The sequence below is a fragment of the Streptomyces sp. NPDC000229 genome (assembly GCF_040300825.1).
Classification (GTDB): Bacteria; Actinomycetota; Actinomycetes; order Streptomycetales; family Streptomycetaceae; genus Streptomyces.
In genome coordinates, this window is sequence record NZ_JBEPEL010000011.1 from 21,630 (window position 1) to 47,578 (window position 25,949).

The following is a 25,949-nucleotide window of genomic DNA, read 5'->3' on the forward strand; positions in this document are numbered from 1 at the left end:
GCCGTCGTGACAAGATTGAAGGCTGTGGACTGGACAGACTGGGACACTGCCGACGATCGGGCAGGGTCTCGCGCCGCGCTACTGCGTGAGTTCCTGCGCCGCTCGGCGCTCTGGGCGCAGGCACTGGATGCGACAGACGAGTGGCCCTTCTTCGACATCGCAGCATCCGTCGATCCATCCGTAAGGGCGCCGTCGGACCTTGTCGCCGAACTGGATGAATATTCCGCGGATCACGTGCCCGGGCTTCGGGCGCGGAAGCTATGCCAATTCGCTCTCCACTGGGCAGCGCTAGAGGATGCCGGCGTCGAAAGCGCGCGGCGCCATGCGAATCCCTTCGAGCCTCTGCTTTTGCTTTTCGAGCGTGGCGGCGCGTTCAACGTTGAAAACGGCGTGGTGGACCTCGCAATGTACAGGGTGCCCATTGGTAGGTGGCAGTCACATGTAGACGAGGAGCCGCTGGCAAGTCTGGACCCGGTGGCGCTGGACCAGTTGGACAGAGCGTGCTGAGGGCCCTGGTGCGGGGCGAGATCGGCAGAGTCCCCTGCCTCCTGGAGCACGACCAGTGTCAGTAGCGGGTCGCTCTAGCAGTCGCTGCGGACTTTCTGGGATGAGAATCGACATCGACGATCCGGACGTCGACATGGACGCCAGCAGCTGCTTGTTCTACCGGGGCCAACCCTTCACCGGCGAAGTGGCCGAATACCAGGCCGGACAGCTGATCAGCCTGGACGAGTACACCGATGGACGTCTGAACGGGCTGTCCCGCGAGTGGTACCAGGACGGCACCCTGCGATCCGAGGGGGTCGCCCGGGATGGCCGCGCGGTGGGCGAGTGGAAGGACTGGCATCTCAACGGGGCGCTCAAGTCGCGGCAGTTGTTCGACGACACCGGCTACTCGGTCATCGAGGCGGATACGTGGGACGAGTGCGCGGTTCCCCTCAGCTCCTGGCGCCGCACGGACGCTGAACGGAGCGCACCGTGACCGACAACCATTCGGCGGACGGCTCAGGTTCGGTGAGGTGCGACCGGCCGATCGTCCGTGATGCTGCGACGCCTTCGGGCGGTGGAATGGATGGGTGACTGGGACTACACATTCCGGCATGTCATGTCGCGGCGCCTCCTGATGCGCAAGTAGATGCGGCGGGCGTCCCCTGGGGGCGTTGACCGGTGTGCGGTTCAAGCCCGGCGCTCTGCTGGGCCACCTCGGTACGCCGGCTCTTGCGCGGGGTCGGCGGCATGACGGCCGCCCGTGTGCCGGGGCGGATGTGCGTACGGTGTGACCGCTTCACGACCGCCCCGGTCCTCGTGTCCGAGGTGCACGCCGGTTCGGGGCCCGGCTTCAACGTCTACGCCCGCACCGAGTGTGCGCCGCTCCTCCCGGAGCCGCCCAGCGCGCTCGGCCTGTTCGCCACCGGTTGGCACGACACCGGGAGGACGGCGAGGTATGACCGGCCGTCAGACGACGCGCTCACCCCGCCGCCAGACCGCCGACACCAGGGGTACGCCCGGGCGGTAGGCGAGGTGGACGTGGGAGGGGGCGTCGAGGAGGGCGAGGTCGGCGCGGGCGCCGGGGGTGAGGCGGCCGATGTCGGTGCGGCGGAGAGCGGCCGCGCCGCCGGCCGTGGCGGACCAGAGGGCTTCGTTCGGGGTCATGCCCATGTCCCGTACCGCGAGCGCGATGCAGAACGGCATGGAGGACGTGAACGACGAGCCCGGGTTGCAGTCCGTCGACAGGGCGACCGTCACGCCCGCGTCGAGGAGGCGGCGGGCGTCCGGCCACTCGGCGCGGGTGGAGAACTCGGCGCCGGGGAGGAGGGTGGCGACGGTACGGCCACTGGCGAGGGCGTCCACATCGGCCTGGGTGAGGTGCGTGCAGTGGTCGGCGGACGCCGCGTCGAGTTCGACCGCGAGCTGGACGCCGGGCCCGTACGACAGCTGGTTGGCGTGGATGCGCGGGTGCAGGCCGCGCGCCTTGCCGGCCGTGAGGATCGCGCGCGCCTGGTCACCGTCGAAGGCTCCCTTCTCGCAGAAGACGTCGATCCAGCGGGCGTGCGGGGCGCAGGCGTCCAGCATCTCGCCGGTGACCAGGGAGACGTAGGAGGCCGGGTCGTCGGCGTAGTCGGGCGAGACGATGTGCGCGCCGAGGTAGGTGACCTCGTCGGTGTGGCGGGCGGCGATGCGCAGTGCGCGGGCCTCGTCCTCGACGGTGAGGCCGTAGCCGGACTTGGTCTCGAAGGTGGTCGTGCCCTGGCGGAGGGCCTCGCGCAGGTAGTGGGTGAGGTTGGCTTCGAGGGCCTCGTCGGTGGCGGCGCGGGTCGCGGCGACGGTGGTGCGGATGCCGCCGGCGGCGTACGGCTGCCCGGACATGCGGGCGTTGAACTCGGCGGTGCGGTCGCCCGCGAAGACCAGGTGGGAGTGGGAGTCGACGAAGCCCGGGATGACGGCCCGGCCGCCCGCGTCGACCCGATTGTCAGTGGCGGGTGCTTTGCTTGATTCACCGATCCAGACCACGCGGTCGCCGTCGATGACGACGGCCGCGTCCTGGATCAGGCCGAGGGGGGATCCGTCACCGAGGGAGGGGTCGTTGGTGACCAGGCTGGCGATGTTGGTGATGACGGTGGCCGTCGCCGCGACGGTGTTGTTCGCCGTCGCGGGGGCGGCTGTCGCCGGGGGGTTGTTCGTCGTCTCGGGGCCGCTGCTCATGTTGTTCATGGTGAGGGGTGTCTCCTTCAGCGGTTTCACTGGTGCAGCGCGGCGATCGAGTCCGTCAGGGCTCGGGGCACGTCGGGGATCAGGGCGTGCGCCCCGTCCCGCACGACATGGCGGCCGCCCACGACCGTATGGCGCACATCCGCTGCCGACGCGGCGAATACCGCTGTCTCAGCTGCCAGACGCGGCACCGGTCCCGCTGTCCTGACCGTGTCGAGGGCGATCGTCGTGAAGTCGGCGAGCGCCCCGGTTTCGAGGCGGCCGGCGTCCGGCCATCCGAGGGCGGCGTGCCCCTCGGCGGTGGCGGCGTGCAGCAGCGCGGCGGCCGTCCAGTGGCCACGGGTGCGGGAGCGGAGGCGCTCGTCGAGTTCCATCGCCCGCGCCTCTTCCAGCAGGTCGATCACCGCGTGACTGTCGCTGCCCAGCGACAGGGGGGAGCCGGCCCGCTGGAGGGCGACGGCCGGGCCGATGCCGTCCGCGAGGTCCCGCTCGGTGGTCGGGCACATGCAGGTGCCGGTGCCGGTGCCGCCGAGCAGGGCGATGTCCTCGTCGGTGAGGTGGGTGTTGTGGACGCCGGTGGTGCGGGGGCCGAGCACGCCGTGGTCGGCGAGCAGCCGGGTCGGGGTGCACCCGTGGGCGGCCAGGCAGGCGTCGTTCTCCGCCGTCTGCTCGGAGAGGTGGACGTGCAGGGGCGCCTGCCGATCGGCGGCCCATCGGGCGACCGTGGACAGCTGGGCGGCGGGGACGGCGCGTACGGAGTGGATGGCCGCGCCGATACGGACCCCGTCACGGTCCTTCAGCCCGGCGGCCCGCTCGGCCCAGGCCTCCGCCGTGCCGTCGGAGAACCGCTGCTGGTGCTTGTCGGGAGCGGCGCCGAAGCCGGAGGACAGGTAGGCCGTGTCGAGCAGTGTGATACGGATGCCCGCCTCACCGGCCGCCGCGATGAGCGCCTCGCCCATGGCGTTGGGGTCGGCGTACGGGGTGCCTCCGGGCGCGTGGTGGAGGTAGTGGAACTCGCCGACGGCCGTGATGCCGGCCAGCGCCATCTCGGCGTACACGGCGCGGGCGAGCGCGAAGTAGGAGTCGGGGGTGAGACGGGAGGCGACTTGGTACATGACCTCGCGCCAGGTCCAGAAGGTGCCGGAGCCCACCTGGACGGTGCCGCGCAGTGCCCGGTGGAAGGCGTGGCTGTGGGCGTTGGCCAGGCCGGGGATCGTCAGGCCACGCAGGGGCACGGCGCCCGGCGGCGGAGTGCCGGCGCCGGTGCGTACGGAGGTGATGCGGCCGTCCGTGATGTCGAGGGCGACACCCGGCTCGACGTGGGTGCCGAGCCAGGCGTGTTCACACCAGTAGGTCAGCTGCACGCCAGGCCCTCCAGTACGTCGGCGAGTGCGAGGACGCCGGCCACGCAGTCGTCCTCGGCCGCGTATTCGGCCGGGGAGTGGGAGACGCCGGTGGGGTTGCGGACGAACAGCATGGCCGTGGGGACGGACGCCGACAGGATGCCCGCGTCGTGCCCGGCGCCGGTACCGAGGACCGGGACCTGGCCGCCGAGGATCTTGGCGAGTTCGTCCCGCAGGGCGTGCTCGAACTCGACGACGGGGGTGAAGGATTCGCGTACGACGGTGAGGTCGATGCCCTGGCGGGTGGCCGCCTCGTGGGCGGCCGCCTCGATACCCGACACGACCGCGTCCAGCGTCGCCTGGTCGGCCGCGCGGGAGTCCAGCCAGCCGCGCACGAGGGACGGGATGGCGTTGACGCCGTTCGGCTCGACCGCGATCTTGCCGAAGGTGGCGACGGCGCCCTTCAGTTCGGCCTCGCGTCGGGCGGCCAGGACCGTTTCGGCGTACGTCAGCATCGGGTCGCGGCGGTCGGCGAGCCGGGTGGTGCCGGCGTGGTTGGCCTCGCCGTGGAAGTCGTACCGCCAGCGGCCGTGCGGCCAGATCGCGGAGGCGATACCGACCGCGGAGCCGGTGCCCGCGGCGGAGCCGCTGTCCATTGCGGCGAGGGCGCGGCCCTGCTCGACGTGCAGCTCGACGAACGCGCCGATGCGGGCCAGGCGCTCCGGGTCCGGGCCGATGGCCTCCGGGTCGTACCCGGCGGCCTCCATGGCCTGGGGGAGGGTGACGCCGTCGCCGTCGCGCAGCTCGTACGCCGCCTCCTTCGTCAGCTGCCCGGCCGTGAGGCGGGAGCCGACGCAGGCGAGCCCGAAGCGGGCGCCCTCCTCGTCACCGAAGTTGGTGATGGCCAGCGGCCGGCGGAACTCCACCCCCCTGCGGCGGAGTTCGTCGAGTGCGGCGAAGGAGGAGACGACGCCCAGCGGGCCGTCGAAGGCGCCACCGTCGGGGACGGAGTCCAGGTGCGAGCCGGTGACGACGGCGTCCGAGCCGAGGGGGTCGCCGAGCCAGGCCCACTGGTTGCCGTTGCGGTCGGTCTCGTAGGTGAGCCCGCGCGCCTCGGCCTGCTCCTGGAACCAGGTGCGGCAGTCGGCGTCGGCGCCGGTCCAGGCGTAGCGGCGGTAGCCCCCGCTTCCCTGGTGGCGGCCGATGGGTGCGAGGTCGGCCCACATGGTGTGGAAGGAGGGCGGCTGCCCACCCGCCCCGGCGGTCCGGCTGACCACGGACTCGGTCACGACTGGTCACCCTCCCGCATCGGGACGCGGACGCCGCGCTCGCCGGCGACCTCGTCCGCGCGGTCGTAACCGGCGTCGACGTGGCGGATGACGCCCATGCCGGGGTCGTTGGTGAGGACGCGGCGGATCTTCTCGCCCGCGAGCGGGGTGCCGTCCGCGACCGTGACCTGACCGGCGTGGATGGAGCGGCCCATGCCGACCCCGCCGCCGTGGTGGATGGACACCCAGGAGGCGCCGGAGGCGACGTTGACCATGGCGTTGAGGAGCGGCCAGTCGGCGATGGCGTCGGAGCCGTCCAGCATGGCCTCGGTCTCGCGGTACGGGGAGGCCACGGAGCCGCAGTCGAGGTGGTCGCGGCCGATGGCGAGGGGGGCGGACAGCTCGCCGGAGGCGACCATGTCGTTGAAGCGCTCGCCCGCCCGGTCGCGCTCTCCGTAGCCCAGCCAGCAGATGCGGGCCGGCAGGCCCTGGAAGTGGACCCTCTCCCCCGCCATCTTGATCCAGCGGGCCAGCGACTCGTTCTCGGGGAAGAGGTCGAGGATCGCCTTGTCGGTCTTGTGGATGTCGGCGGCGTCGCCGGACAGGGCGGCCCAGCGGAAGGGGCCCTTGCCCTCGCAGAACAGGGGGCGGATGTAGGCGGGTACAAAGCCGGGGAAGGCGAACGCCCGGTCGTAGCCGGCGAGCTGGGCCTCGCCGCGGATGGAGTTGCCGTAGTCGAAGACCTCGGCGCCCGCGTCCATGAAGCCGACCATGGCCTCGACGTGCCGGGCCATCGACTCCCGGGCGCGCTGCGTGAAGTCGGCGGGCTTCTCGGCCGCGTAGGAGGCCATGTCGTCGAAGTCGACGCCGAGCGGCAGGTAGGAGAGCGGGTCGTGGGCGGAGGTCTGGTCGGTGACGATGTCGATGGGCGCGCCCTCGGCCAGCATGCGCGGCAGCAGCTCGGCGGCGTTGCCGAGGAGGCCGATGGAGAGCGGGCGGCGGGCGTCACGGGCCTCGACGGCGAGCTGGAGGGCGTGCTCCAGGGAGTCGGCCTTGACATCCAGGTACCGGTGCTCGATGCGGCGCTCGATGGCGCGCGGGTCGCAGTCGATGCAGATGGCGACGCCGTCGTTCATGGTCACGGCGAGCGGCTGGGCGCCGCCCATGCCGCCGAGGCCGGCGGTGAGGGTGATCGTCCCGGCCAGGGTGCCGTTGAACTTCTTCGCGGCGACGGCGGCGAACGTCTCGTACGTGCCCTGGAGGATGCCCTGCGTACCGATGTAGATCCACGACCCGGCCGTCATCTGGCCGTACATGGTCAGGCCGAGCTGCTCCAGGCGCCGGAACTCCTCCCAGTTCGCCCAGTCGCCGACCAGGTTGGAGTTGGCGATCAGGACGCGCGGCGCCCATTCGTGGGTCTGCATGACGCCGACGGGGCGGCCGGACTGGACGAGCATCGTCTCGTCCTGCTTGAGGGTCCGCAGCGTACGGACCATGGCGTCGAAGGAGCGCCAGTCGCGGGCGGCCTTGCCGGTGCCGCCGTAGACGACGAGCTTGTCGGGGTGCTCGGCGACCTCGGGGTCGAGGTTGTTCTGCAGCATCCGCAGCGCGGCTTCCTGCTGCCATCCCAGGGCGCTCAGTTCCGTGCCGCGCGGGGCCCGTACGGGGCGGGGTCCTGACATGGGGATGCCTCCTTGGATGCGGATGCCGATGCGGTTGCGGTTGCGGCGCGCACGCGGCCGCGGACGCGCACGCGCACGCACGCACATGCGCACACGGTCACGATCACGGTCGCGGTCGCGGTCGCCGACCGCGGATTGCAGAATCAGTTATTCACATATTGACCGGATGAATAGATGTAGTCAACGGCTGCGGCACCCGACACCGGATGATTGGCTGGAGAGCATGGCTTCAGACCGTCGCGACCAGGCCGTACGAGCAGCAGTCGACCAAGCCCTCCTCACCGGGACCGAACCCGTCGCCGCCCTCCTCGACGTCACCGGTGTCCGCGCCTCCGCCGCCGCCCTCCGCGCCGCGTTCGCGGACGTCACCGACGCGCCCGTCCTGCACGCCTTCGCCGTCAAGGCGTCCCCGCTCGTCCCCGTCCTGCGCCTGCTGCACGAAGCGGGCCTGGGCGCCGAGGTCGCGAGCCCCGGCGAACTGGCCCTGGCCCGCGCGGCCGGAATCGACCCTGCCGGGACCGTGCTCGACTCCCCCGCCAAGACGCCCGCCGAGCTGAGCGAGGCCCTCGCCCTCGGGATCGCCGTCAACGCCGACAACCCGCAGGAGCTGGCCCGCCTCGACGCCCTCCTCCAGCAGTCACCCACCCGCTCCCCGCTCGGGCTGCGCGTCAACCCGCAGATCGGCGGTGGCACGATCGACGCCCTGTCCACCGCCACCGCCACCTCCAAGTTCGGCATCGCGCTCCGCGACGAGGGAGCCCGCGCCCGCGTCCTACGGGCGTACCTCGACCGCCCCTGGCTGACCCGGCTGCACACCCACTCCGGCTCGCAGGGTCTGCCGCTGTCCCTCCTCGTCACCGGCATCAGGGAGGTGTACGAGCTCGCCGAGGAGATCAACGCGGCCGCCGGGCGCCACCAGGTCGACACCATCGACATCGGCGGCGGGCTGCCGGTGAACTTCGCCTCCGACGACGAGACACCGACGTACGCGGAGTACGCCCGGCTCCTCGCCGCCGAGGTGCCGGGGCTGTTCGACGGACGCTACGGCCTGGTCACCGAGTTCGGCAGGTCACTGCTGGCCAAGCACGGCACCGTCCTGGCCCGCGTCGAGTACACCAAGACGGCCGGATCCCGGCCCATCGCCGTCACCCACGCGGGCGTCCAGGTCGCCACCCGCACCGTCTACGACCCGGCTTCCTGGCCGCTGCGGATCGTGGCGTACGACGCCAAGGGGCTGCCCAAGGCGGGCGGCCCCCTGGTGGACCAGGACGTCGCGGGACCGGCCTGCTTCGCGGGCGACCTGCTGGCCGTGAACCGCCCGCTGCCGCTCCTCGAACCGGGCGACATCGTGGCCGCGCTGGACACCGGGGCGTACTACTTCGCGCACCACTACGCGTACAACTCCCTCGTCCGCCCCGGCGTGTACGGCTTCGTCGCCCACGAGGACGGGTCGGTCTCCTTCGCCACCGTACGCCCGCCGCAGACCGTGGCCGAGATCGTCGCCGAGGCAGGTGGGGAACGCCCGGACGCGCTCCTCATGGACTGAAGGGGCATCTCTGCGGGCCGCCCGGGCAGAACCCTCCCATGACGACCACCGAACAGCCCGCGGGAGCTCACGAGGAGTCGGCCCTCAAACGGGTCATCGGGCCGAAACTGCTCATTCTCTTCGTCATCGGCGACATCCTGGGCACCGGTATCTACGCCACCACCGGCAAGGTGGCGGGCAAGGTGGGCGGCGCGCTCTGGCTGCCGTTCGTGATCGGCTTCGTCGTCGCGGTCCTGACGGCGGCGTCGTACGTCGAACTCGTCGGCAAGTACCCCAAGGCGGCCGGGGCGGCCCTCTACACCCAGAAGGCGTTCAAGGTCCCCTTCCTGACCTTCATCGTCGCCTTCATGGTCATGTGCTCGGGCCTGTCGTCCGCGAGCGCGGCCGCCCGCGCGTTCAGCGGGGACTACCTCTCGGAGTTCACGGAAGGCGCGGTTCCGCCGACCCTGATCGCGATCCTCTTCATCCTCGCCCTCGCCGCGCTCAACCTCCGGGGTGTGTCGGAGTCCGTGAAGACGAACGTCGTCCTCACGATCGTCGAGCTGACCGGCCTGGCGATCATCCTCGCCGTCGGCGCCTGGGCGGTGCTGACGGGCGGCGGGGAGCCGTCGCGGCTGGGCGAGTTCCAGGCGTCCGGCACCGGCTACGCGCTGATCACCAGCGTGCTGGGGGCCACGGCACTCGGCTTCTTCGCGTTCGTCGGCTTCGAGGACTCGGTCAACATGGCCGAGGAGACACGGGACCCCGTCCGCACCTTCCCCCGGGCGATCTTCCTGGGCGTCGCGGTCACCGGCACCATCTACGTCCTGGTGGCGCTGGTCTCGTCGCTCCTGGTCGACCACCGCACCCTGGAGAAGTCCAGCGGGCCGCTCCTGGAGGTCGTCAAGGCCGGCGGACTCGACTTCCCGCCCAAGGCCTTCGCGCTCATCGCGCTGTTCGCCGTCACCAACTCGGCGCTCATCAACATCATGATGGCCTCGCGCCTCTGCTACGGCATGGCCAACGAACGGATCCTGCCCCGCGCCATGGGCCGCGTCCTCGCCGTGCGCCGCACCCCCGTCGTCGGCATCGTCTTCGTCTCGCTCCTGGCGATCGGACTCGTGTCGACGGGTGAGATCGAGGGCCTGGGCGACACGACGGCGTTCCTGCTGCTGTGCGTCTTCGCGGTGGTCAACATCGCGGTACTGGTCCTGCGCCGCGACCGGGTCGAGCACCAGCACTTCCGTACGCCGACGGCGCTGCCGGTCCTCGGCGCGATCACCGCCCTGATCCTGGCCAGCCCCCTCGCCGACCGGGACGCGGACGTGTACATCCGGGCGGGGGTGCTGGTGGCGATCGGCGTGGGCCTGTGGGCGCTCAACCGGGTGGTCATGCGGGTACGCGGAGAGTCGTAACCGGCGACCCTATCCCTTCCCGGGCACGTTCCTCTGGAAAATGCCAGAACTCCCACCAGCCGAGCGAACGTTGCGTAACGTCGCCGTCACAGCGATGCGGATGCGCAACGGGGAACTGGGAGGGGAGCCCGCGTGCCGGGAATCGACGAGTGCCTGCACGAAGCGATGAGCCTGCCGGGCGCGCGGGGGGCGGCACTCGTCGACTGGACCAGTGGCCTCGCCCTCGGTACGGCGGGCGAGTCCCCGGTGGGCGACCACGAGACGACGGCGGCGGAGACGGCGGAACTGGCGCGGGCGGCCGCGGAGTACGAGTCGTTCGCCCCGACCGCGTTACCGGCGGGCGCGGTACCGGGACCGGTACCGGCGGGCGCGGTACCGGTACCACGCCCGTTGACCGCGGCTCCGGCGTCTGCGGCCCCGGCCCCCGCGGTCCCGGCCCCTGCGGCCCTGGACGCGCACGGCCGACAGGGTGGCCCACCCGCCGGCCCGCACGCCCGACCGGCACCAGGCGGCCACGCCGCCCCGCCGGGCAGGGGCGCGAGCCCGGAGCGGACCGCCCTCCCGGCAGGCCCCGCCACTCCGGCCCTGCCGGCCCTGCTGCCGGCGCTGCCGGGCGGCGGCGTGGATCCGAAGGCTCCGCCGGTCGAGGACGTCATCGTGACCACCCGTACCTGCTACCACGTCCTGCGGTTCGTCGAGACGACCTTCGACAGCAGCGTCTTCCTCCACCTGTGGCTGGACCGCTCCACCGGCAACCTGGCCCTCGCCCGCCTCCGCCTGCGGGAGTTGGCCGAGCGGCTGGTGCTGGCATGAGTGCGCGTACGAGCCCGGGTACCGGCACGAGCACGCGTTCCGCCGGAGCCGCCGCCACCAGAGCCGTCGTGTCGCCGATGCTGCTGCGGCTGGCCCGCGAGCGCGCGACCGGGGCGCTGGTACGGGACCACGGGACGCTGTACCTGGTCGACGGGCGGGTCGTACACGCGGAAAGCCCGGTCGCGCCCGGGCCGGACGTGCTGCTGAGCGCGGGCGGGCGGCGGCCGCGGCGCGGGCGGGTCGCGCCGGGCGAGCTGGAGATCTGCCACCTGGGCGCCCTGTTCGACGCGGCGTTCTTCGCGCTGGCACCCGGCCGGGGCCCGGCCCGCTTCCAGTACGGCACTGTTCACGGGACGCACGCCGTACGCGCCGTACGCCCCGTGTCGGCGGCCGATGTGGAACGGGAGACGCTGCGCCGCCGGGAGTTGCTCGACAGCGTGTGGCCCTACCCCGCCGTCGACGCCGCGCCCGTCGTCCCGCGCCCCGCCGCCCCCGGCCAGACGGTCACCGCCCGCCAACGGGCCCTGCTGGCGCACGCCGACGGCCTCCGTACCCCCGCGCAGCTCGCCTGGACGCTGGGCCGGCCCGCGTTCCACACCGTGCTGGAGATCCGGCGGCTGGCCGCCGCCGGGCTCGTGACGACCCCGCCGGAGCCGACCCCGCACGGCCCCACCCCGCACGAACCGGTCCGGCCCTGGGCCGCGGACTTCCCGGCCGACCCGGACATCGCCCTGCTCCGCCGGCTCCGTGACGCCCTGGAGGCCCATCTGTGACCACCCGTACGCCCCGCACACGCTCATGAGGCGCGCCTTGCGACAACGCGCCGAGAGGAGCGAGAGGAGACAGTTGATGACGGCGGCCGAAGCCGAGGTACTCGGTGAGCTCAGACGCCTGCGGGCCCGCGTCCCCCAGGTGACCGGGGCTCTCGCGGCCAGCGCCGATGGCCTGGTCCTGGCCCGGGACACGGCGGACGCGGACGCCGCGGAGGGTGTCGCCGCACTCACCGCGGCCGCGCTCGGCGTGGCGCTACGGCTCACCGAGGCCACGGGGCAGGGCGGTTTCCGCGAGTTGCTGGTCCGCGGCGAGCACGGCTACGTCGCGACGTACGCGGCCGGCACTTCCGCCGTCCTGACGCTCCTCGCCGAGCCCCGCATCAATGTGGGCCGGCTCCACCTGGAGGCCCGGCGGTCCAGCGCCCGCATCGGCGAACTGGTCGACGACGCCCTGCACCGGCGTACGCCCGTATGTGAACCCGCCACCGCCTCCACCCCCCGACAAGCCATCCCGCCCCTCCCGTCCCACAAACCGAAGGAAGCGTGACACTCATGGCCAACACCGAAACCGCCCTCAAGGAAGCCACCACCGTCATCGACGGTGCCCTGGGCGCCGCGCTCGTCGACTACACCAGTGGCATGGCCCTCGGCACGATAGGCGGCGGCAAGGAGCTCGACCTGACGGTCGCCGCCGCGGGCAACACCGACGTCGTACGCGCCAAGGTGCGCACCATGGAGATGCTCGGCCTGAACGAGGAGATCGAGGACATCCTGATCACGCTGGGCACGCAGTACCACCTGATCCGGCTCCTCAAGGGGCGGGGCGCGAACGGCCTGTTCCTCTACCTGGCGCTGGACAAGGAGCGGGCGAACCTGGCGATGGCGCGTCACCAGCTCCGCAAGATCGAGGCCGAGCTGGATATCTGACGACCAGTCAGCGACGCCGTGCCCCGCCCGGCGCGGCGTCGCCCGCCGCGATCCCCGTCGACCGGTACGCCTTGACGGGCTTACCGGCCGGGCCCTTGGCGAGCCAGTCGGTACGCACCCACCACAGGGTCTCCTGGGTACGTTCCCGGTGGCCGAGCCACAGCGCCTTCAGCCACAGCCCGGCGCCCGCGCCCGCCAGCCACAGCCCGCCCGCTCCGGGCAGCGCGAACGACGACCCGACGGCGGCGAGGAAGGCGCCCAGCAGCCACCAGCGGTGGGCGCGCCGCCGGACGCGCAGCGTCACGGCCCGGTCCTGGAGGAAGTCCGCCCGCGCCGCCCTCGTCGCCTCGGCGGCCAGCCGCGTGTAGCGCCCTCGCCGCGCCAGGGCCACGACGGCGGCGGTCACCAGGAACAGCGCCGCCCCGGCCGTCAGCCCGATGCGCCGCCCCGTGAGCCCGGGCAGCAGCGCCCCGGTCCCGGCGGCCAGCAGTCCCGCCCACCACATGGGCGCCGCCCCCGCGCGTACGGCCACGGCCACTCTCGCCAGCGCCTGCCCTCCACGCGCCACTTCAGCCTCCCTGTCTCACGGCAGTCTCGGTGCGGCGGGAGGGTAACGCCCTTTCCTTAAAGTCTCCTGAGAGTCCAGGAAGGCCGGAAGTCACTCCACGAACAGGCCCCGCGCGGCGGCCGCCGCGTCGAACTCCTCCAGCCGCGCCTGCGCGTCGGGCAGCCCGTCGCACATGGCCTCCAGCAGCACCCGCCCCAGCAGCATCGGCGCGCACGCCGTGTCGAAGGCGAGGCCGGTGCCGACCGCCGCCGGGAGCAGCAGGTCGCTGTGCTTGGCCACCGGGGCGAACGCGGAGTCGGCGACCGTCACGACGGTCAGCCCGGCGTCGCGCGCGTACGCGAGGGCGTCCACGACCTCCCGCGGGTGCCGGGGCAGCGCGAAGCACAGCAGCACGGTGGCGCCCGCGCGCACGGCCGCGTCGACCCGGTCGGTGAGCATCGTGCCGCCCTCGTCGAGCAGCCGTACGTCCGGGTGGACCTTCGCGGCGAAGTACGCGAAGCCCCGCGCCTGGGAGGAGGCGGCGCGCAGCCCCAGCACGGGCAGCGGCCGGGAGGAGGCCAGGAGCCGCCCGGCGCGCTCCACCGGCTCGGGGTCGGCGAGCAGTTCGGCGAGGTGCCGCAGGTTCTCGATCTCGCCCAGCACGGCCTGCTGGTACTCGTTGTAGGTGGAGTCGTCCGCCGCGCCGCCGGCCGGCTCGGCGGGTGCCACCTCACGCAGGTGCTTGCGCAGCGCCGGGTAGCCGTCGAACCCGAGTGCCACGGCGAAGCGGGTGACGGACGGCTGGCTGACACCGGCCAGTTCGGCCAGCTCCACGCTCGACAGGAACGGTACGTCGCCGGCGCGCCGCACCATGGAGTGGGCGATCCGGCGCTGCGTGGGCGTCAGTCGGTGCCCCTCGAAGAGCGCCTGCAGCCGTGCGGCAGGGCTGTCGCTCATCCCGTCCCCCTCTTCCGACCCGAATATTCAGTCACTCAAGACTCTGCATGAGGATATGCAGCCGGGCAAGCGGCTCGGTGGTGCGGGGGCGGCCGGGGGGTCGAAGAGGGGGGTTAGCCCCACCGACACGGCGGCTTCGGCTCCGTACGGTGGGGGGCATGGAAGCCCGCGACACGGAGCTCGAAAAGGAGCTCGACGCCACCCTCCAGGCCCGCCGCGAACTGGGGGCGGAGTACGAGTCGGCCCTCGTCGAGTCGTTCCTGGAGAAGGTGGAGCAGCGCCTGGACGCCACGGTCGACCGCCGTGTCCGCCGCCGGCTCGCCGAGCAGCAGATGATCGTCGCCCGTGGTGCCCGCCCGGGCGGCGGTCCGGCGGTCGGGGAGAACTTCGGCGAGCGCTTCGGCTTCGCCATCGTCTCGCTGATCCTCGCGGTCCCGCTCTCGGCGATCGGCGTCGGGAACGCCGGTCTGGAAGGCCTGATAGTCACCTGGGCGGGCATAGTCGGCGTCAACATGGCGCACGCACTGCGGGGCGTGTCCCGGCGGCGGCGCGGCGAGGACGGCCGGGGCCTGGACGCCTGACCCACTCGGCCCGCCTGACGGGGATGCCACCGACAGACGTGGATGCCACCGCGTGGGGTCCCACCGTCTGACGGGGCCGCCCCCCGACGCGGGACGCCCGCCTGAGGGGGAACACCCGCCCGACGCGGGACGCCCACCCGACGGGGATGTGGCGCGGGGACCGCCGCACCCCCGTTGCCGGGGGGCGGGACGACGGCGGTCCCCGCGAGGGACACGGGCCCGGGTCAGGGCCGGTCTCCGCGTCCGCGGCGTATCAGGAGGCCCGGGAGCCGCTCCGGTGGTCCGTGACGCCGACACGGACCACAGTGCCCGACACGTGTTAAGCGGGTGCTGCCACCACATGTCGTGCTCGTACCGATTGCGCGAATCCGCGTTCCCCGGTGGCTACTTGCCGTCCTTCGCGAGGAAGGCGAGCAGGTCCTGACGGCTCACCACACCGGTCGGCTTGCCCTCGACCAGCACGATCGCCGCGTCGGCCGCGCCGAGGACGGACATGAGGTCGGCGACCGGCTCGCCCGAGCCGACCTGGGGCAGCGGCGGGCTCATGTGCCTGTCGAGCGGGTCGTCGAGGGAGGCACGCTTGGTGAACAGGGCGTCCAGCAGCTCCCGTTCGACGACCGAGCCGACGACCTCGGCGGCCATGACGTCGGGGTGACCGGCGCCGGGCTTGACGATGGGCATCTGGGAGACGCCGTACTCGCGCAGGACGTCGATGGCTTCGCCGACCGTCTCCTCGGGGTGCATGTGGACGAGCTTGGGGATCGCGCCTTCCTTGTGGCGGAGGACGTCGCCCACGCTGGCGGACGGGCCGGCCTCCTCCAGGAAGCCGTAGTCGGCCATCCACTCGTCGTTGAAGATCTTCGACAGGTAGCCCTTGCCGCTGTCGGGAAGGAGGACGACCACGACGTCGTCGGGGCCGAGCCCCTCGGCGACGCGCAGCGCCGCGACGACGGCCATGCCGCAGGAGCCGCCGACCAGGAGGCCCTCCTCCTTGGCGAGGCGGCGGGTCATCTGGAAGGAGTCCTTGTCGGACACGGCGACGATCTCGTCGGTGACGGTCCGGTCGTAGGCGCTGGGCCAGAAGTCCTCGCCGACGCCCTCGACGAGGTAGGGGCGGCCCGAGCCACCGGAGTACACGGAGCCCTCGGGGTCCGCGCCGACGATGCGGACCTTGCCGCCGCTGACCTCCTTCAGGTAGCGGCCGGTGCCGGTGATGGTGCCTCCGGTGCCGACGCCGGCGACGAAGTGGGTGATCTTCCCGTCCGTCTGGTCCCAGAGTTCGGGACCGGTGGTCTCGTAGTGCGAACGGGGGTTGTTCGGGTTGGAGTACTGGTCCGGCTTCCAGGCGCCCGGCGTCTCACGCACCAGGCGGTCGGAGACGTTGTAGTAGGAGTCCGGGTGCTCCGGGTCCACGGCCGTGGGGCAGACGACGACCTCTGCGCCGTACGCCCGCAGCACGTTGATCTTGTCGGTCGAGACCTTGTCGGGGCAGACGAAGATGCACTTGTAGCCCTTCTGCTGGGCCACGATGGCGAGGCCGACGCCCGTGTTGCCGGACGTGGGCTCGACGATCGTGCCGCCGGGCTTCAGGGCGCCGCTCTCCTCGGCAGCCTCGATCATGCGCAGGGCGATGCGGTCCTTGACCGAACCGCCGGGGTTGAAGTACTCGACCTTGGCCAGGACGGTGGCCTGCAGGCCCTCGGTCACATTGTTGAGCTTCACCAGCGGGGTGTTGCCGACGAGGCTGATCATCGAGTCGTGGTATTGCACCGTAGTCTCCGGGGTCTCCGTAATGGTCCCGCCAGCGTATGCGTAGTCGGAGTCGAGTACGGGGCACTTAACTCTTGTACGGCAACGAGGAGGTGGCTGCCCCTATGTCGAGAGCGAGGGTGGCACGGCGGATCGCCGCCGGCGCGGCGTACGGCGGCGGCAGTCTGGGGCTGCTGGGGGCGGCGGCGGTCGGGGTGCTGCTGGCCGAGATGCAGTTGGCGAAACGTTCGGTGGGCGGTGGTGTGGCGCCGCTGCCGCCGGCGGCCGACGGACTGTACGGGCGGGGGTACGAAGGCGGCGCCGAGCCCCTTCGACTGGCCCTCCTGGGTGATTCGACCGCCGCGGGCCAGGGAGTGCGCCGGGCGGGTCAGACCCCCGGCGCACTGCTGGCATCGGGGCTCGCGGCGGTCGCGGAGCGCCCGGTGGAGCTGCGGAACGTGGCGCTGCCGGGCGCCCGGTCGGACGACCTGGAGCGCCAGGTCGCCCTGCTGCTGGCCCATCCGGGTCGCGTCCCCGATGCGTGCGTGATCATGATCGGGGCGAACGACGTGACGCACCGGATGCCGCCCACGCAGTCGGTGCGGTACCTCTCGACGGCCGTACGGCGCCTCCGTACGGCGGGTGCGGAGGTCGTGGTCGGCACGTGTCCCGACCTGGGCACGATCGAGCCGGTCTACCAGCCGCTTCGGTGGGTGGCGCGGCGGGCGTCCCGCCAGCTGGCCGCCGCCCAGACGATCGTGGTCGTCGAGCAGGGCGGTCGCACGGTGTCGCTGGGCGACCTGCTGGGGCCGGAGTTCGAGGCCAATCCGCGTGAGATGTTCGGCGCGGACAACTACCACCCGTCGGCGGAGGGGTACGCGACGGCTGCGATGGCGGTGCTCCCGACCGTGTGCGCGGTGCTGGGCGTGTGGCCCGAGACGGACCGGCTGGACGCCGACCGCCGCGAGGGCATGCTGCCGGTCGCGCAGGCCGCCGCGGAGGCGGTGGAGGAAGCCGGTACGGAGGTCACGGGCGCCCGCGCCCCGTGGGCCCTGCTCAAGCACCGCCGCCGTCGCCGCCTCCCCTCCGTCCAGGAGCCGGCCCCCCTCCCGGACGCCCACCCCTGACCCCACGCCGGGTGGCGCACCCTCCGGGGCGGCACCCCCGGCCACGCGGGGCCCGCCCCCGGCGCGGGCCCCTGGCGCGGCGCCACCCCGGCGCGGGCCTCCTGGTACGGGGACCACGTCGCCCCAGGGCGTGCCGGGGACGGCGGCCACGGCGTCCGGGCGCCTGCGCCCGCGGCCCGGCACCGCCCTGCCGACGGCGTCACCCGCTCGCGCCCGAAGCGCACACGCCCGCCCGGCCCGCCACCAAGCCGCCACCAAGCCGCCACGGCGGCCGGGCGGGGGCGTCAGGCCCCACAGCCACACCCCCGGGGCGGCCGCGCCAGGCGAAGGCCCGGCAGCGGGCGAGGGTCACCACCCCGCCCCGGGGTGAAACGCCCGTTTTCGGGCAGGAACCGGATACGGGCGGCGACCCGTGACTGAGCGAGCGCTTAGAAATGCGGTCCGCATCACACGCCCGTCCCGATGACCCAGGCGATACGTACGGGTAACTTCCCTCTCAGTCCTGCCCCTCGCCCCTCTGGAGCCGTGATGCCCGAAGCCGTGATCGTCTCAGCCGCCCGCTCCCCCATCGGCCGGGCCTTCAAGGGCTCCCTGAAGGACCTGCGGCCGGACGACCTGACCGCCACGATCATCCAGGCCGCGCTCGCCAAGGTGCCCGAGCTCGACCCGCGTGACATCGACGACCTGATGCTCGGCTGCGGCCTGCCCGGCGGCGAGCAGGGGTTCAACCTGGGTCGTATCGTCGCCGTGCAGATGGGCATGGACCACCTGCCCGGCTGCACCATCACCCGGTACTGCTCGTCCTCGCTCCAGACGTCCCGCATGGCGTTGCACGCGATCAAGGCGGGCGAGGGCGACGTCTTCATCTCCGCCGGTGTCGAGATGGTGTCCCGCTCCGTGAAGGGCAACAGCGACAGCCTGCCCGACACGCACAACCCGGTCTTCGCCGAGGCGGAGGCCCGCACCGCCGCCCGCGCCGAGCAGGAGGGCGCCGACTGGCACGACCCGCGCGAGGACGGGCTGCTGCCCGACGCGTACATCGCGATGGGCCAGACCGCCGAGAACCTGGCGCGCCTGAAGGGCGTCACCCGTCAGGACATGGACGAGTTCGGCGTCCGGTCGCAGAACCTCGCCGAGGAAGCCATCAAGAACGGCTTCTGGGAGCGGGAGATCACCCCGGTCACCACCCCCGACGGCACCGTGGTCTCCAAGGACGACGGCCCGCGCGCGGGCGTGACGCTGGAGGGCGTCCAGGGCCTGAAGCCGGTCTTCCGCCCCGACGGCCTCGTCACCGCCGGCAACTGCTGCCCGCTCAACGACGGCGCCGCCGCGCTGGTCATCATGAGCGACACCAAGGCCCGCGAGCTGGGCCTGACCCCGCTCGCGCGGATCGTGTCCACGGGCGTCTCGGGCCTGTCGCCCGAGATCATGGGCTACGGGCCGGTCGAGGCCAGCAAGCAGGCGCTGAAGCGCGCCGGGCTGACCATCGGCGACATCGACCTGGTCGAGATCAACGAGGCGTTCGCCGCCCAGGTCATCCCGTCCTACCGCGACCTGGACATCCCGCTGGAGAAGCTGAACGTCAACGGTGGCGCCATCGCCGTCGGCCACCCCTTCGGCATGACCGGCGCCCGCATCACCGGCACCCTGATCAACAGCCTCCAGTTCCACGACAAGCAGTTCGGCCTGGAGACCATGTGTGTCGGCGGCGGCCAGGGCATGGCCATGGTCATCGAGCGCCTCAGCTAACCGCCCCGCGTCCGAGCCGTGACCGAATCTCCCCCAGGATGTGACCTATCTCCTGGGGGAGATTCGTTTGTGCAGGTCAAGGTGCACATCCGGGAAAGCCACCAGGCAAAAGACCTGTCCATTTCGTGACGTAATGCACTGACAGGGGGCGCAGGGGCACGAGAAGCTGATGTAGGAAGTGCGGGGGATCGATTGAAACCGGGAGTAAGTCAGTGAGCGCCATGTCTCTCGCCCTGCTGCTGACCACGGCCACCGCCACGGCCGTGGGCGCCGCTGCCCTGCACGCCGCCCACGGGCTGCGCAAGCAGGTCATCGCGCTGCGCACGGAGCTCGCCGCCGCGAACACCGCCGACCGCGCCCCCACCGTGCCCCACGCCCGCGCCGCCGAGGACATACGCACGGCCGTCGCCGAGGCCCTCGCGGAGGAGCGGGAGCGCGAGCTGGCCGAGGCGCGGGCCTTCTGGGCCGCCCAGGAGGCCCGGGACGCCACCGACGGGCCCGGGACGCTGCTGGGAGGCCTCGGCGGCCTGACCGGACCGGGAGGCGCCGCCACGGCCGCCGGACCGGGCGAGGACGGCCCCTTCTTCGTGCCGCGCCAGGCGGACTTCGCGGGCCTGGAGGCGATGGACGCGATGGAGCTGGGCGCCGACTACGGGGAGTACGCCGACGGGCTCGACGACCTCGACGCCCTCGCCGAGCTGCCCGACATCCCCGGCATCACCGACAACGCCTACCCCGAGGACTCCCCCGAGCTGGCCGCGGCCCGCCGCCGGCACCCCTCGCACCCCGACTTCGTACCGGTCCAGACCCCGGTCGTCACCGACCACGAGCGCACCGTGGCCCGCCTGGAGGAGCTCGCCGAGACCCGTACGGCGCTCACCGACGTACGGCCCGGCCCCCTCGGCACCCTGGACGTGTACGTCTTCGCCGACGGCACGACCCTGTGCATGACGCCCGGCCACCGGGAGACCGCCGAGCGCCTCGCGGAGGCGCTGCGCCGCGGCGAGACGCCCGTCCTGCTGGGCGGCTCGGGGGTGTCCGGCGCGTACGCCCTGACCTTCTCGTGCGGAAGCGACGCGGACGCCGAGAACGTCTACATCCTCGCCGACCGCGTCATAGCGTCGCTGTAGCCGCCGCCCGCCGCACCGCCGCCACGGCCTCGTCCAGCTCCCGCTGAAGCAGCTTTCGCCGAAGCGAGGAGCCGGCCGGGGCCGTTCGCAGAATTTCCGCCAAATCGTTGCAGGCCACCACAAGCTGATCCGCGACCGCGAACACCCCGGCGTCCGGCATGGTCCGCGGCGGCGCGTCCGGCGCCTCCAGCCGCTGCGCCCGCAGCGCCAAATCCCTGGCCAGTGCCAGTCCCTCGGCCGCCGCGCCCCGCTGCAACCGGCTCTGCGGCGCGGCCCGCAGCCGGTCGGCGAAGCGTTCGACGGCGGCGGTCAGTTCTGTCGTATCGAGCACGCCGCGACCCTACGCGCCGCGACGGGACTGTTGCCAACGGGCGAACGCTCAGGCACGGTGACGTGAAGGAGCACACGCGCAAAGCGTCCGGAGGCGCCGATGTCCCAAGTCTTCTCCGAAGAGACCCATCGAAATCTGCTCTCCCGCATTCCCCACTGCACAGGCCGGCAAGTGTCCGAATGGCTTCGCACCGTCGAGGAAGGCCCCTCCCTCGTCCGTTTCGAGGAGAAGGTGAGCTGGCTCCGGGGCGAGCACGACCTCAGTTACGGACACGCCAAGGCGATCATCCATGAGTACGACCTGAGGCGGGCCGCCCGGAAGCTGCTCTGACGGTCGGACGACAACGCCGAAGGGCCCGCCCGGCGGTTGCCGGACGGGCCCTTCGCAGGATCACAGCGATCAGTCGTCGCCCTGCAGGATCGACAGCAGTCGCAGGAACTCCAGGTAGATCCACACCAGCGTCATGGTGAGGCCGAAGGCCGCCAGCCACGACTCCTCGCGCGGAGCGCCGTAGGTGATGCCGTCCTCGACCTGCTTGAAGTCGAGGGCCAGGAAGCACGCACCGAGGATGATGCCGATGACACCGAACAGGATGCCGAGGCCACCACTGCGGAAGCCGAGGCCGTCACCGCCGCCGAACACGGCGAACAGCAGGTTCACCGCCATCAGCAGGACGAAGCCGAGCGCGGCCGCCATCACGAAGCCGTAGAAGCGGCGGGTGACGCGGATCCAGCGCATCTTGTACGCGATCAGCACACCGGCGAAGACCGCCATGGTGCCGAGCACCGCCTGCGGGACGACGCCGGGCGAGACGTACGTCGAGACGGCGTTGGAGATCACGCCCAGGAAGACGCCCTCGAACGCGGCGTACAGCAGGATCAGCGCCGGGGAGGCCTTGCGCTTGAAGGACTGGATCATCGCGAAGACGAAGGCCACGAGGGCCGCGCCGATGGCGATGCCGTACGACGTGTTGATGTTCGCCGGGTCGACCGGCATCAGGAACCAGGCGAGCGTCGCGGTGACGAAGACCGTACCGAGCGTGATCGCGGTGCGGGACACCACGTCGTCGATGGTCATCGCACCCGGGCGCGCCGGGGCCTGCGCGGGGGCGCCGAGCTGGGCGTCCTGCGGGGCGTACGGGTTGGTTGCGTACGGGTTCGTCGCGTACGGGTTCGTTCCAGCGGCGGGGCCCCCGGCCTGCGGCTGCTGCGCGTTGAAGCCCGCATAGCCGTTGTCGCGGCTGAACCCCCGTCGCGAGAAGACCGGGTTGCTGCTCCTCATCTCACTCCTCCATGGCCGCCGTGCGCGGCCTTGAGACAAGAGTAATGGGCGAGCAAAAGAAACACCCTAGTGCTCGGGGAGGATCTTTCCCTCCTGTCACACCGGCCCTGTGGCCGAATCCTGCCGGTCGTCCGGTTTTTTGTGGGACCGCTCCCGTCAGGAGGGTCGGGAGTGCCCGGAACCGGACTCGAACCGGTACGGCCCGAAGGCCAGCGAGGTTTAAGCTCGCCGTGTCTGCATTCCACCATCCGGGCGTTACCCCGCGGCTCCGCGTTGGCACACGAGCCTATCCGGGCGCGTCCCTCGAACAGCGGAACGGTGGAGCGATGTTGTCTTATTTTATTGACGCCTGAGGGAGCGTCAGCGCAGGTGAGCGGCGTTCCCCGGCAGACTCCGGCGGTCTGCGGCCGCAAAGACGTACGCAAAGGAATGACGGAAAGTCGTCGCCCGGTGTCACCCGCTGGTGATCCCGGGGCGCGTCTCAGGGGTCCCGTCATACCTCAGGAGGAGGTGCGGGCCCCCCGGTCCGACTCCAGGCGGCCCCGGATACGGGCATACGGACGGACGCCCTGCGGGGTGGTGGGCGATGACGATGGAGGGGTCCTCGAAGAACAGTCCTCGACAGGAGCCCCTCGTGACCACGACCCCCACCGCTTACCGCGCCACCGCGGTAGCCGCCCGCGCCACGGATCTGTCCAAGGTCTACGGACACGGCGAGACCCAGGTGGTCGCGCTGGACCGGGTCACGGTGGACTTCCACCAGGGTGAGTTCACCGCGATCATGGGCCCGTCGGGCTCCGGCAAGTCGACGCTGATGCACTGCGTGGCCGGGCTCGACACCTTCAGCAGCGGCTCGGTACGCATCGGTGACACGGAGCTGGGCTCCCTCAAGGACAAGCAGCTCACGCAGCTGCGGCGGGACAAGATCGGCTTCATATTCCAGGCGTTCAACCTGCTGCCGACGCTGACCGCGCAGGAGAACATCACGCTCCCCATGGACATCGCGGGCCGCAAGCCCGACAAGGAGTGGGTGCGCAAGGTCATCGACATGGTGGGCCTGTCCGGCCGCCTGGGCCACCGGCCCGCGCAGCTCTCCGGCGGCCAGCAGCAGCGCGTCGCCGTCGCCCGCGCGCTGGCCTCCCGCCCCGAGATCATCTTCGGTGACGAGCCGACCGGGAACCTCGACTCCCGCTCCGGCGCCGAGGTGCTGGGCTTCCTGCGCAATTCGGTGCGCGAACTGGGGCAGACCGTCGTGATGGTCACCCACGACCCGGTGGCCGCCTCCTACGCCGACCGCGTGATCTTCCTCGCCGACGGCCGGATCGTCGACGAGATGCTGCACCCGACGGCGGACGGCGTGCTGGACCGCATGAAGGAGTTCGACGCCAAGGGCCGCACGAGCTGACGCCCCACCGGGGCGCCCGCCCCGGACTCCCCGGCCCGACCCGGACGCGCTCCGGCCCTCGCCGATCCCTCTTCACCCCAGGACTCACACCTCATGTTCCGTACCGCCTTGCGCAATGTGCTCGCGCACAAGGCCAGGCTGCTGATGACCGTGCTCGCCGTCATGCTCGGCGTCGCGTTCGTCTCCGGCACCCTGGTCTTCACCGACACCCTGTCCAACGCCTTCCGCAACCAGTCGGCCAAGAGCTACGACAACGTCGCGGTCGCCGTCACCTCCTACGCCGACGAGAACGACGCCAAGCAGGAGCCGGGCCTCTCCCAGCAGACCGTCGACAAGATCAAGAAGCTGAACGGGGTCGCCTCCGTCACCGGACGTGTGGACGGCTTCGCCGGGGTCGCCGACCCCGACGGCAAGCTGATCGGCGTCGGCTGGTCCAACAAGGGCTCCAACTTCGCCCCCGGCAAGGACGGCAAGGACGCCGCCTACGACTTCACCGAGGGCTCTGGCCCGGTGAAGGCCGACCAGGTCGCCCTCGACAAGGACACCGCCGTCAAGGGTGAGTACAAGGTCGGCGACCGGGTGCGGGTCGCCACGAACGGCCCGGTCAAGGAGTACACCCTGGCCGGTGTCTTCACCACCGAGGACGGCGCCGTCAGCGCCGGCGGCAGCCTGGTCCTCTTCGACACCTCCGTGGCGCAGTCGCTCTACCTGAAGCCGGGCTACTACAAGGACCTGACCGTCGCCGCCGCGTCCGGCGCCGACGACGCCAGGATCCTCGACGCGGTCGAGCCGCTGATCCCGGAGAACGCCGAGGCCAAGACGGGCACCGCGCTCGCCGACGAGCAGGCGAAGATGATCGAGGAAGAGCTCAGCAGCCTCAACCAGATGCTGCTCGGGTTCGCCGCCATCGCGCTCTTCGTGGGTGTGTTCCTGATCTCCAACACCTTCACCATGCTGGTCGCCCAGCGCACCAAGGAACTGGCGCTGATGCGCGCCGTCGGTGCCTCCCGCAAGCAGATCACCCGCTCGGTGCTGGCCGAGGCCGGTGTGGTCGGCCTGGTGGCCTCGGTGGTCGGTTTCGCCCTCGGTATCGGGCTGGCCATCGGCCTGCGCTCCGGCATGGCGGCGTTCGGCATGAAGGTGCCCGAGGGACCGCTGGTCATCGGTACGACGCCGGTGCTCGCTTCGCTCGGCGTCGGTGTCCTGATCACGATGTTCGCCGCCTGGCTGCCCGGCCGCCGCGCCGCCAAGATCCCGCCGGTGGCGGCGATGAGCAGCGTCCACGCGGTGGCCACCACCAAGTCCCTGGTCGTGCGCAACTCCGTCGGCGCGTTCTTCACCGCCGCGGGCGCGGCGCTGATCGTGGCGGGTGCCGCGGCCGGCTCCGACGGCCGGATGCTCATCGCGGGCGGTGCCTTCCTGTCGCTGATCGGCGTGATCGTGCTGATCCCGCTGCTGTCCCGCCCGGTCATCGCCCTCGTACGGCCGCTCATGATCAGCGCGTTCGGGGTCTCCGGCAAGCTGGCCGCACAGAACGCGGTCCGCAACCCGCGCCGCACCGGTGCCACCGCCTCCGCGCTGGCCATCGGCCTGACGCTGGTGACCGGACTGTCGGTGCTGGGCGTCACGGTCGGCACAGCGCTGGACAAGATGACCACGGACCAGCTCAAGGCCGACTACACCGTCGCCATGGCCAGCGGCGGCTACCTCGACCAGTCCGCGCTGGCCGCGCTGGAGAAGGCGCCGGATACCACGGCGGTCTCGCCGCAGCAGGCCACGTACTTCGACGTCGAGGACAACTGGGTGTCGGCTTCGGCCATCACCCCGGGTGACGTCGAGCGGGTCCTCAACGTGGAGCTGGTGGACGGCTCGCTGTCCTCGCTCGGCAAGGGACAGCTGGCGGTCGCCGAGAAGACGGCCGAGAAGCAGGGCTGGAAGGTCGGTGAGACCCTGCCGGTCACCTTCGCCGACAAGAAGAAGGGCAAGCTGACCGTCGGCGCGGTCTACAAGGACAGCGAGTTGCTCTCGCCGGTGCTGGTGGACACCAAGGTCGTCGCCCCGCACGAGGTGAAGCCGTACATCCGGCAGGTCTTCGTGAACATGGACGGCGGTGAGACCGCCGCGAACGAGAAGGCGCTGGTCGACGCCCTCGGCAAGAACCCCGCGATCAACGTGATGGACAAGCAGGACGTCCGCGACCAGTTCGGCGGCATGATCAACATGATGCTGAACATCATGTACGGCCTGCTGGCGATGGCGCTGATCATCGCGGTGCTGGGTGTCGTCAACACCCTGGCGATGTCGGTCTTCGAGCGGCAGCAGGAGATCGGCATGCTGCGGGCGATCGGTCTGGACCGGCGCCGCGTGAAGCGGATGGTGCGACTGGAGGCCGTGGTCATCTCGGTCTTCGGCGCGGTGGTCGGTATCGGCCTCGGCTCGTTCCTGGGCTGGGCCATCGGCCAGACCGTCAAGTCGAACATCCCGGGCTACGCGCTGGTCATCCCGTGGGACCGGATCGGGATCTTCCTGCTCCTGGCGGCCCTGGTGGGCGTCCTGGCCGCGATGTGGCCGGCGCGCAGCGCGGCGAGGCTGAACATGCTGAACGCCATCAAGGCCGAGTAGCCGGGCAGCCCCGCA

24 protein-coding genes, 1 tRNA gene and 1 pseudogene are annotated in these 25,949 nt (G+C 71.7%); 16 read left to right on the forward strand and 10 right to left on the reverse strand.

Features of this window, described 5'->3' with window-relative positions; genetic code table 11:
- Window positions 1–24 precede the first annotated feature (24 nt).
- On the forward strand, window positions 25–507 hold the full coding sequence (locus ABT360_RS08835; protein ID WP_351812908.1) for a hypothetical protein: 483 nt from the start codon (window positions 25–27) through the stop codon (window positions 505–507).
- 100 nt (window positions 508–607) lie between these two features.
- The gene (locus tag ABT360_RS08840) at window positions 608–982 is read left to right on the forward strand and encodes a toxin-antitoxin system YwqK family antitoxin (protein ID WP_351812910.1); all 375 of its coding nucleotides are present in this window, start codon (window positions 608–610) and stop codon (window positions 980–982) included.
- Between the two features lie 473 nt (window positions 983–1,455).
- Here the strand turns inward: ABT360_RS08840 and hutI are convergent, their stop codons facing one another.
- Genes hutI through hutU form a run of 4 tightly spaced genes read right to left on the reverse strand, consistent with a single transcriptional unit; the run spans window position 1,456 to window position 7,002 of the window.
- A complete protein-coding gene (hutI, locus tag ABT360_RS08845) occupies window positions 1,456–2,703 on the reverse strand; it encodes an imidazolonepropionase (protein WP_351813127.1) in 1,248 nt (415 codons plus the stop codon).
- 35 nt (window positions 2,704–2,738) lie between these two features.
- Window positions 2,739–4,073 carry a formimidoylglutamate deiminase gene (locus ABT360_RS08850; protein ID WP_351812913.1) on the reverse strand — a complete coding sequence of 445 codons (1,335 nt, stop codon included), beginning with the start codon at window positions 4,071–4,073 and terminating at the stop codon, window positions 2,739–2,741.
- On the reverse strand, window positions 4,064–5,278 hold the full coding sequence (locus ABT360_RS08855) for an allantoate amidohydrolase (RefSeq protein WP_351813129.1): 1,215 nt from the start codon (window positions 5,276–5,278) through the stop codon (window positions 4,064–4,066). The genes ABT360_RS08850 and ABT360_RS08855 overlap by 10 nt, the downstream gene beginning before the upstream one ends.
- Before the next feature lie 59 nt (window positions 5,279–5,337).
- Complete coding sequence (hutU, locus tag ABT360_RS08860; protein WP_351812916.1) at window positions 5,338–7,002, reverse strand: urocanate hydratase; 1,665 nt, start codon at window positions 7,000–7,002, stop codon at window positions 5,338–5,340.
- Between the two features lie 223 nt (window positions 7,003–7,225).
- Between hutU and ABT360_RS08865 the strand changes: the two genes are divergently transcribed.
- The 7 genes and pseudogenes from ABT360_RS08865 (at window position 7,226) to ABT360_RS08890 (ending at window position 12,455) form a co-directional block, all read left to right on the forward strand.
- Complete coding sequence (locus ABT360_RS08865) at window positions 7,226–8,548, forward strand: diaminopimelate decarboxylase (protein WP_351812919.1); 1,323 nt, start codon at window positions 7,226–7,228, stop codon at window positions 8,546–8,548.
- Window positions 8,549–8,586: 38 nt separating this feature from the next.
- Window positions 8,587–9,942 carry an APC family permease gene (locus tag ABT360_RS08870; protein WP_351812922.1) on the forward strand — a complete coding sequence of 452 codons (1,356 nt, stop codon included), beginning with the start codon at window positions 8,587–8,589 and terminating at the stop codon, window positions 9,940–9,942.
- A gap of 132 nt (window positions 9,943–10,074) precedes the next feature.
- Window positions 10,075–10,266: pseudogene (locus ABT360_RS08875) on the forward strand (hypothetical protein); the annotation flags it as partial.
- Window positions 10,267–10,389: 123 nt separating this feature from the next.
- Window positions 10,390–10,755, forward strand: coding sequence for a hypothetical protein (locus ABT360_RS35365; RefSeq protein WP_444852201.1), 366 nt, complete (start codon window positions 10,390–10,392; stop codon window positions 10,753–10,755).
- A gap of 77 nt (window positions 10,756–10,832) precedes the next feature.
- A complete protein-coding gene (locus ABT360_RS08880; RefSeq protein WP_351813132.1) occupies window positions 10,833–11,528 on the forward strand; it encodes a transcriptional regulator in 696 nt (231 codons plus the stop codon).
- Between the two features lie 25 nt (window positions 11,529–11,553).
- Complete coding sequence (locus ABT360_RS08885) at window positions 11,554–12,075, forward strand: roadblock/LC7 domain-containing protein (RefSeq protein ID WP_444852198.1); 522 nt, start codon at window positions 11,554–11,556, stop codon at window positions 12,073–12,075.
- A 5-nt stretch (window positions 12,076–12,080) separates the two neighbouring features.
- Window positions 12,081–12,455: a hypothetical protein gene (locus tag ABT360_RS08890; protein ID WP_351812927.1), complete on the forward strand. Its 375-nt coding sequence runs from the start codon at window positions 12,081–12,083 to the stop codon at window positions 12,453–12,455.
- A gap of 7 nt (window positions 12,456–12,462) precedes the next feature.
- Here ABT360_RS08890 and ABT360_RS08895 read toward each other — a convergent pair whose 3' ends face one another.
- Both ABT360_RS08895 and ABT360_RS08900 read right to left on the reverse strand, forming a co-directional pair.
- Window positions 12,463–13,023, reverse strand: coding sequence for a hypothetical protein (locus ABT360_RS08895; RefSeq protein ID WP_351812930.1), 561 nt, complete (start codon window positions 13,021–13,023; stop codon window positions 12,463–12,465).
- 90 nt (window positions 13,024–13,113) lie between these two features.
- A complete protein-coding gene (locus tag ABT360_RS08900; protein ID WP_351812933.1) occupies window positions 13,114–13,959 on the reverse strand; it encodes a MurR/RpiR family transcriptional regulator in 846 nt (281 codons plus the stop codon).
- Window positions 13,960–14,117: 158 nt separating this feature from the next.
- Here ABT360_RS08900 and ABT360_RS08905 point away from each other — a divergent pair, with 158 nt between their 5' ends.
- Window positions 14,118–14,540: a hypothetical protein gene (locus tag ABT360_RS08905; RefSeq protein WP_351812936.1), complete on the forward strand. Its 423-nt coding sequence runs from the start codon at window positions 14,118–14,120 to the stop codon at window positions 14,538–14,540.
- Window positions 14,541–14,924: 384 nt separating this feature from the next.
- Here the strand turns inward: ABT360_RS08905 and ABT360_RS08910 are convergent, their stop codons facing one another.
- Window positions 14,925–16,310 (reverse strand): cystathionine beta-synthase, encoded by a 1,386-nt coding sequence (locus ABT360_RS08910; RefSeq protein WP_351812938.1) that lies wholly within the window; start codon window positions 16,308–16,310, stop codon window positions 14,925–14,927.
- 104 nt (window positions 16,311–16,414) lie between these two features.
- Between ABT360_RS08910 and ABT360_RS08915 the strand changes: the two genes are divergently transcribed.
- The 3 genes from ABT360_RS08915 (at window position 16,415) to ABT360_RS08925 (ending at window position 20,295) form a co-directional block, all read left to right on the forward strand.
- On the forward strand, window positions 16,415–17,416 hold the full coding sequence (locus ABT360_RS08915) for an SGNH/GDSL hydrolase family protein (RefSeq protein WP_351812941.1): 1,002 nt from the start codon (window positions 16,415–16,417) through the stop codon (window positions 17,414–17,416).
- Between the two features lie 528 nt (window positions 17,417–17,944).
- Window positions 17,945–19,165, forward strand: coding sequence for an acetyl-CoA C-acetyltransferase (locus ABT360_RS08920; protein ID WP_351812944.1), 1,221 nt, complete (start codon window positions 17,945–17,947; stop codon window positions 19,163–19,165).
- 221 nt (window positions 19,166–19,386) lie between these two features.
- A complete protein-coding gene (locus tag ABT360_RS08925; RefSeq protein WP_351813135.1) occupies window positions 19,387–20,295 on the forward strand; it encodes a hypothetical protein in 909 nt (302 codons plus the stop codon).
- Here ABT360_RS08925 and ABT360_RS08930 read toward each other — a convergent pair.
- Window positions 20,279–20,626: a hypothetical protein gene (locus ABT360_RS08930; protein WP_351812947.1), complete on the reverse strand. Its 348-nt coding sequence runs from the start codon at window positions 20,624–20,626 to the stop codon at window positions 20,279–20,281. The genes ABT360_RS08925 and ABT360_RS08930 overlap by 17 nt on opposite strands.
- A 99-nt stretch (window positions 20,627–20,725) precedes the next feature.
- Between ABT360_RS08930 and ABT360_RS08935 the strand changes: the two genes are divergently transcribed.
- Window positions 20,726–20,956 carry a DUF4287 domain-containing protein gene (locus tag ABT360_RS08935; RefSeq protein WP_156693972.1) on the forward strand — a complete coding sequence of 77 codons (231 nt, stop codon included), beginning with the start codon at window positions 20,726–20,728 and terminating at the stop codon, window positions 20,954–20,956.
- A gap of 69 nt (window positions 20,957–21,025) precedes the next feature.
- Here ABT360_RS08935 and ABT360_RS08940 read toward each other — a convergent pair whose 3' ends face one another.
- Both ABT360_RS08940 and ABT360_RS08945 read right to left on the reverse strand, forming a co-directional pair.
- Window positions 21,026–21,907, reverse strand: coding sequence for a Bax inhibitor-1/YccA family protein (locus ABT360_RS08940; RefSeq protein WP_351812951.1), 882 nt, complete (start codon window positions 21,905–21,907; stop codon window positions 21,026–21,028).
- A gap of 172 nt (window positions 21,908–22,079) precedes the next feature.
- Window positions 22,080–22,161, reverse strand: a tRNA-Leu gene (locus tag ABT360_RS08945).
- A 380-nt stretch (window positions 22,162–22,541) separates the two neighbouring features.
- On the opposite strand from ABT360_RS08945, the gene ABT360_RS08950 reads away from it, so the two are divergent.
- Both ABT360_RS08950 and ABT360_RS08955 read left to right on the forward strand, forming a co-directional pair.
- The gene (locus ABT360_RS08950) at window positions 22,542–23,312 is read left to right on the forward strand and encodes an ABC transporter ATP-binding protein (protein WP_351812954.1); all 771 of its coding nucleotides are present in this window, start codon (window positions 22,542–22,544) and stop codon (window positions 23,310–23,312) included.
- Between the two features lie 93 nt (window positions 23,313–23,405).
- Entirely contained in the window at window positions 23,406–25,934 is a 2,529-nt protein-coding gene (locus tag ABT360_RS08955) for an ABC transporter permease (RefSeq protein WP_351812957.1), read from the forward strand.
- The last annotated feature ends 15 nt before the right edge of the window (window positions 25,935–25,949 follow it).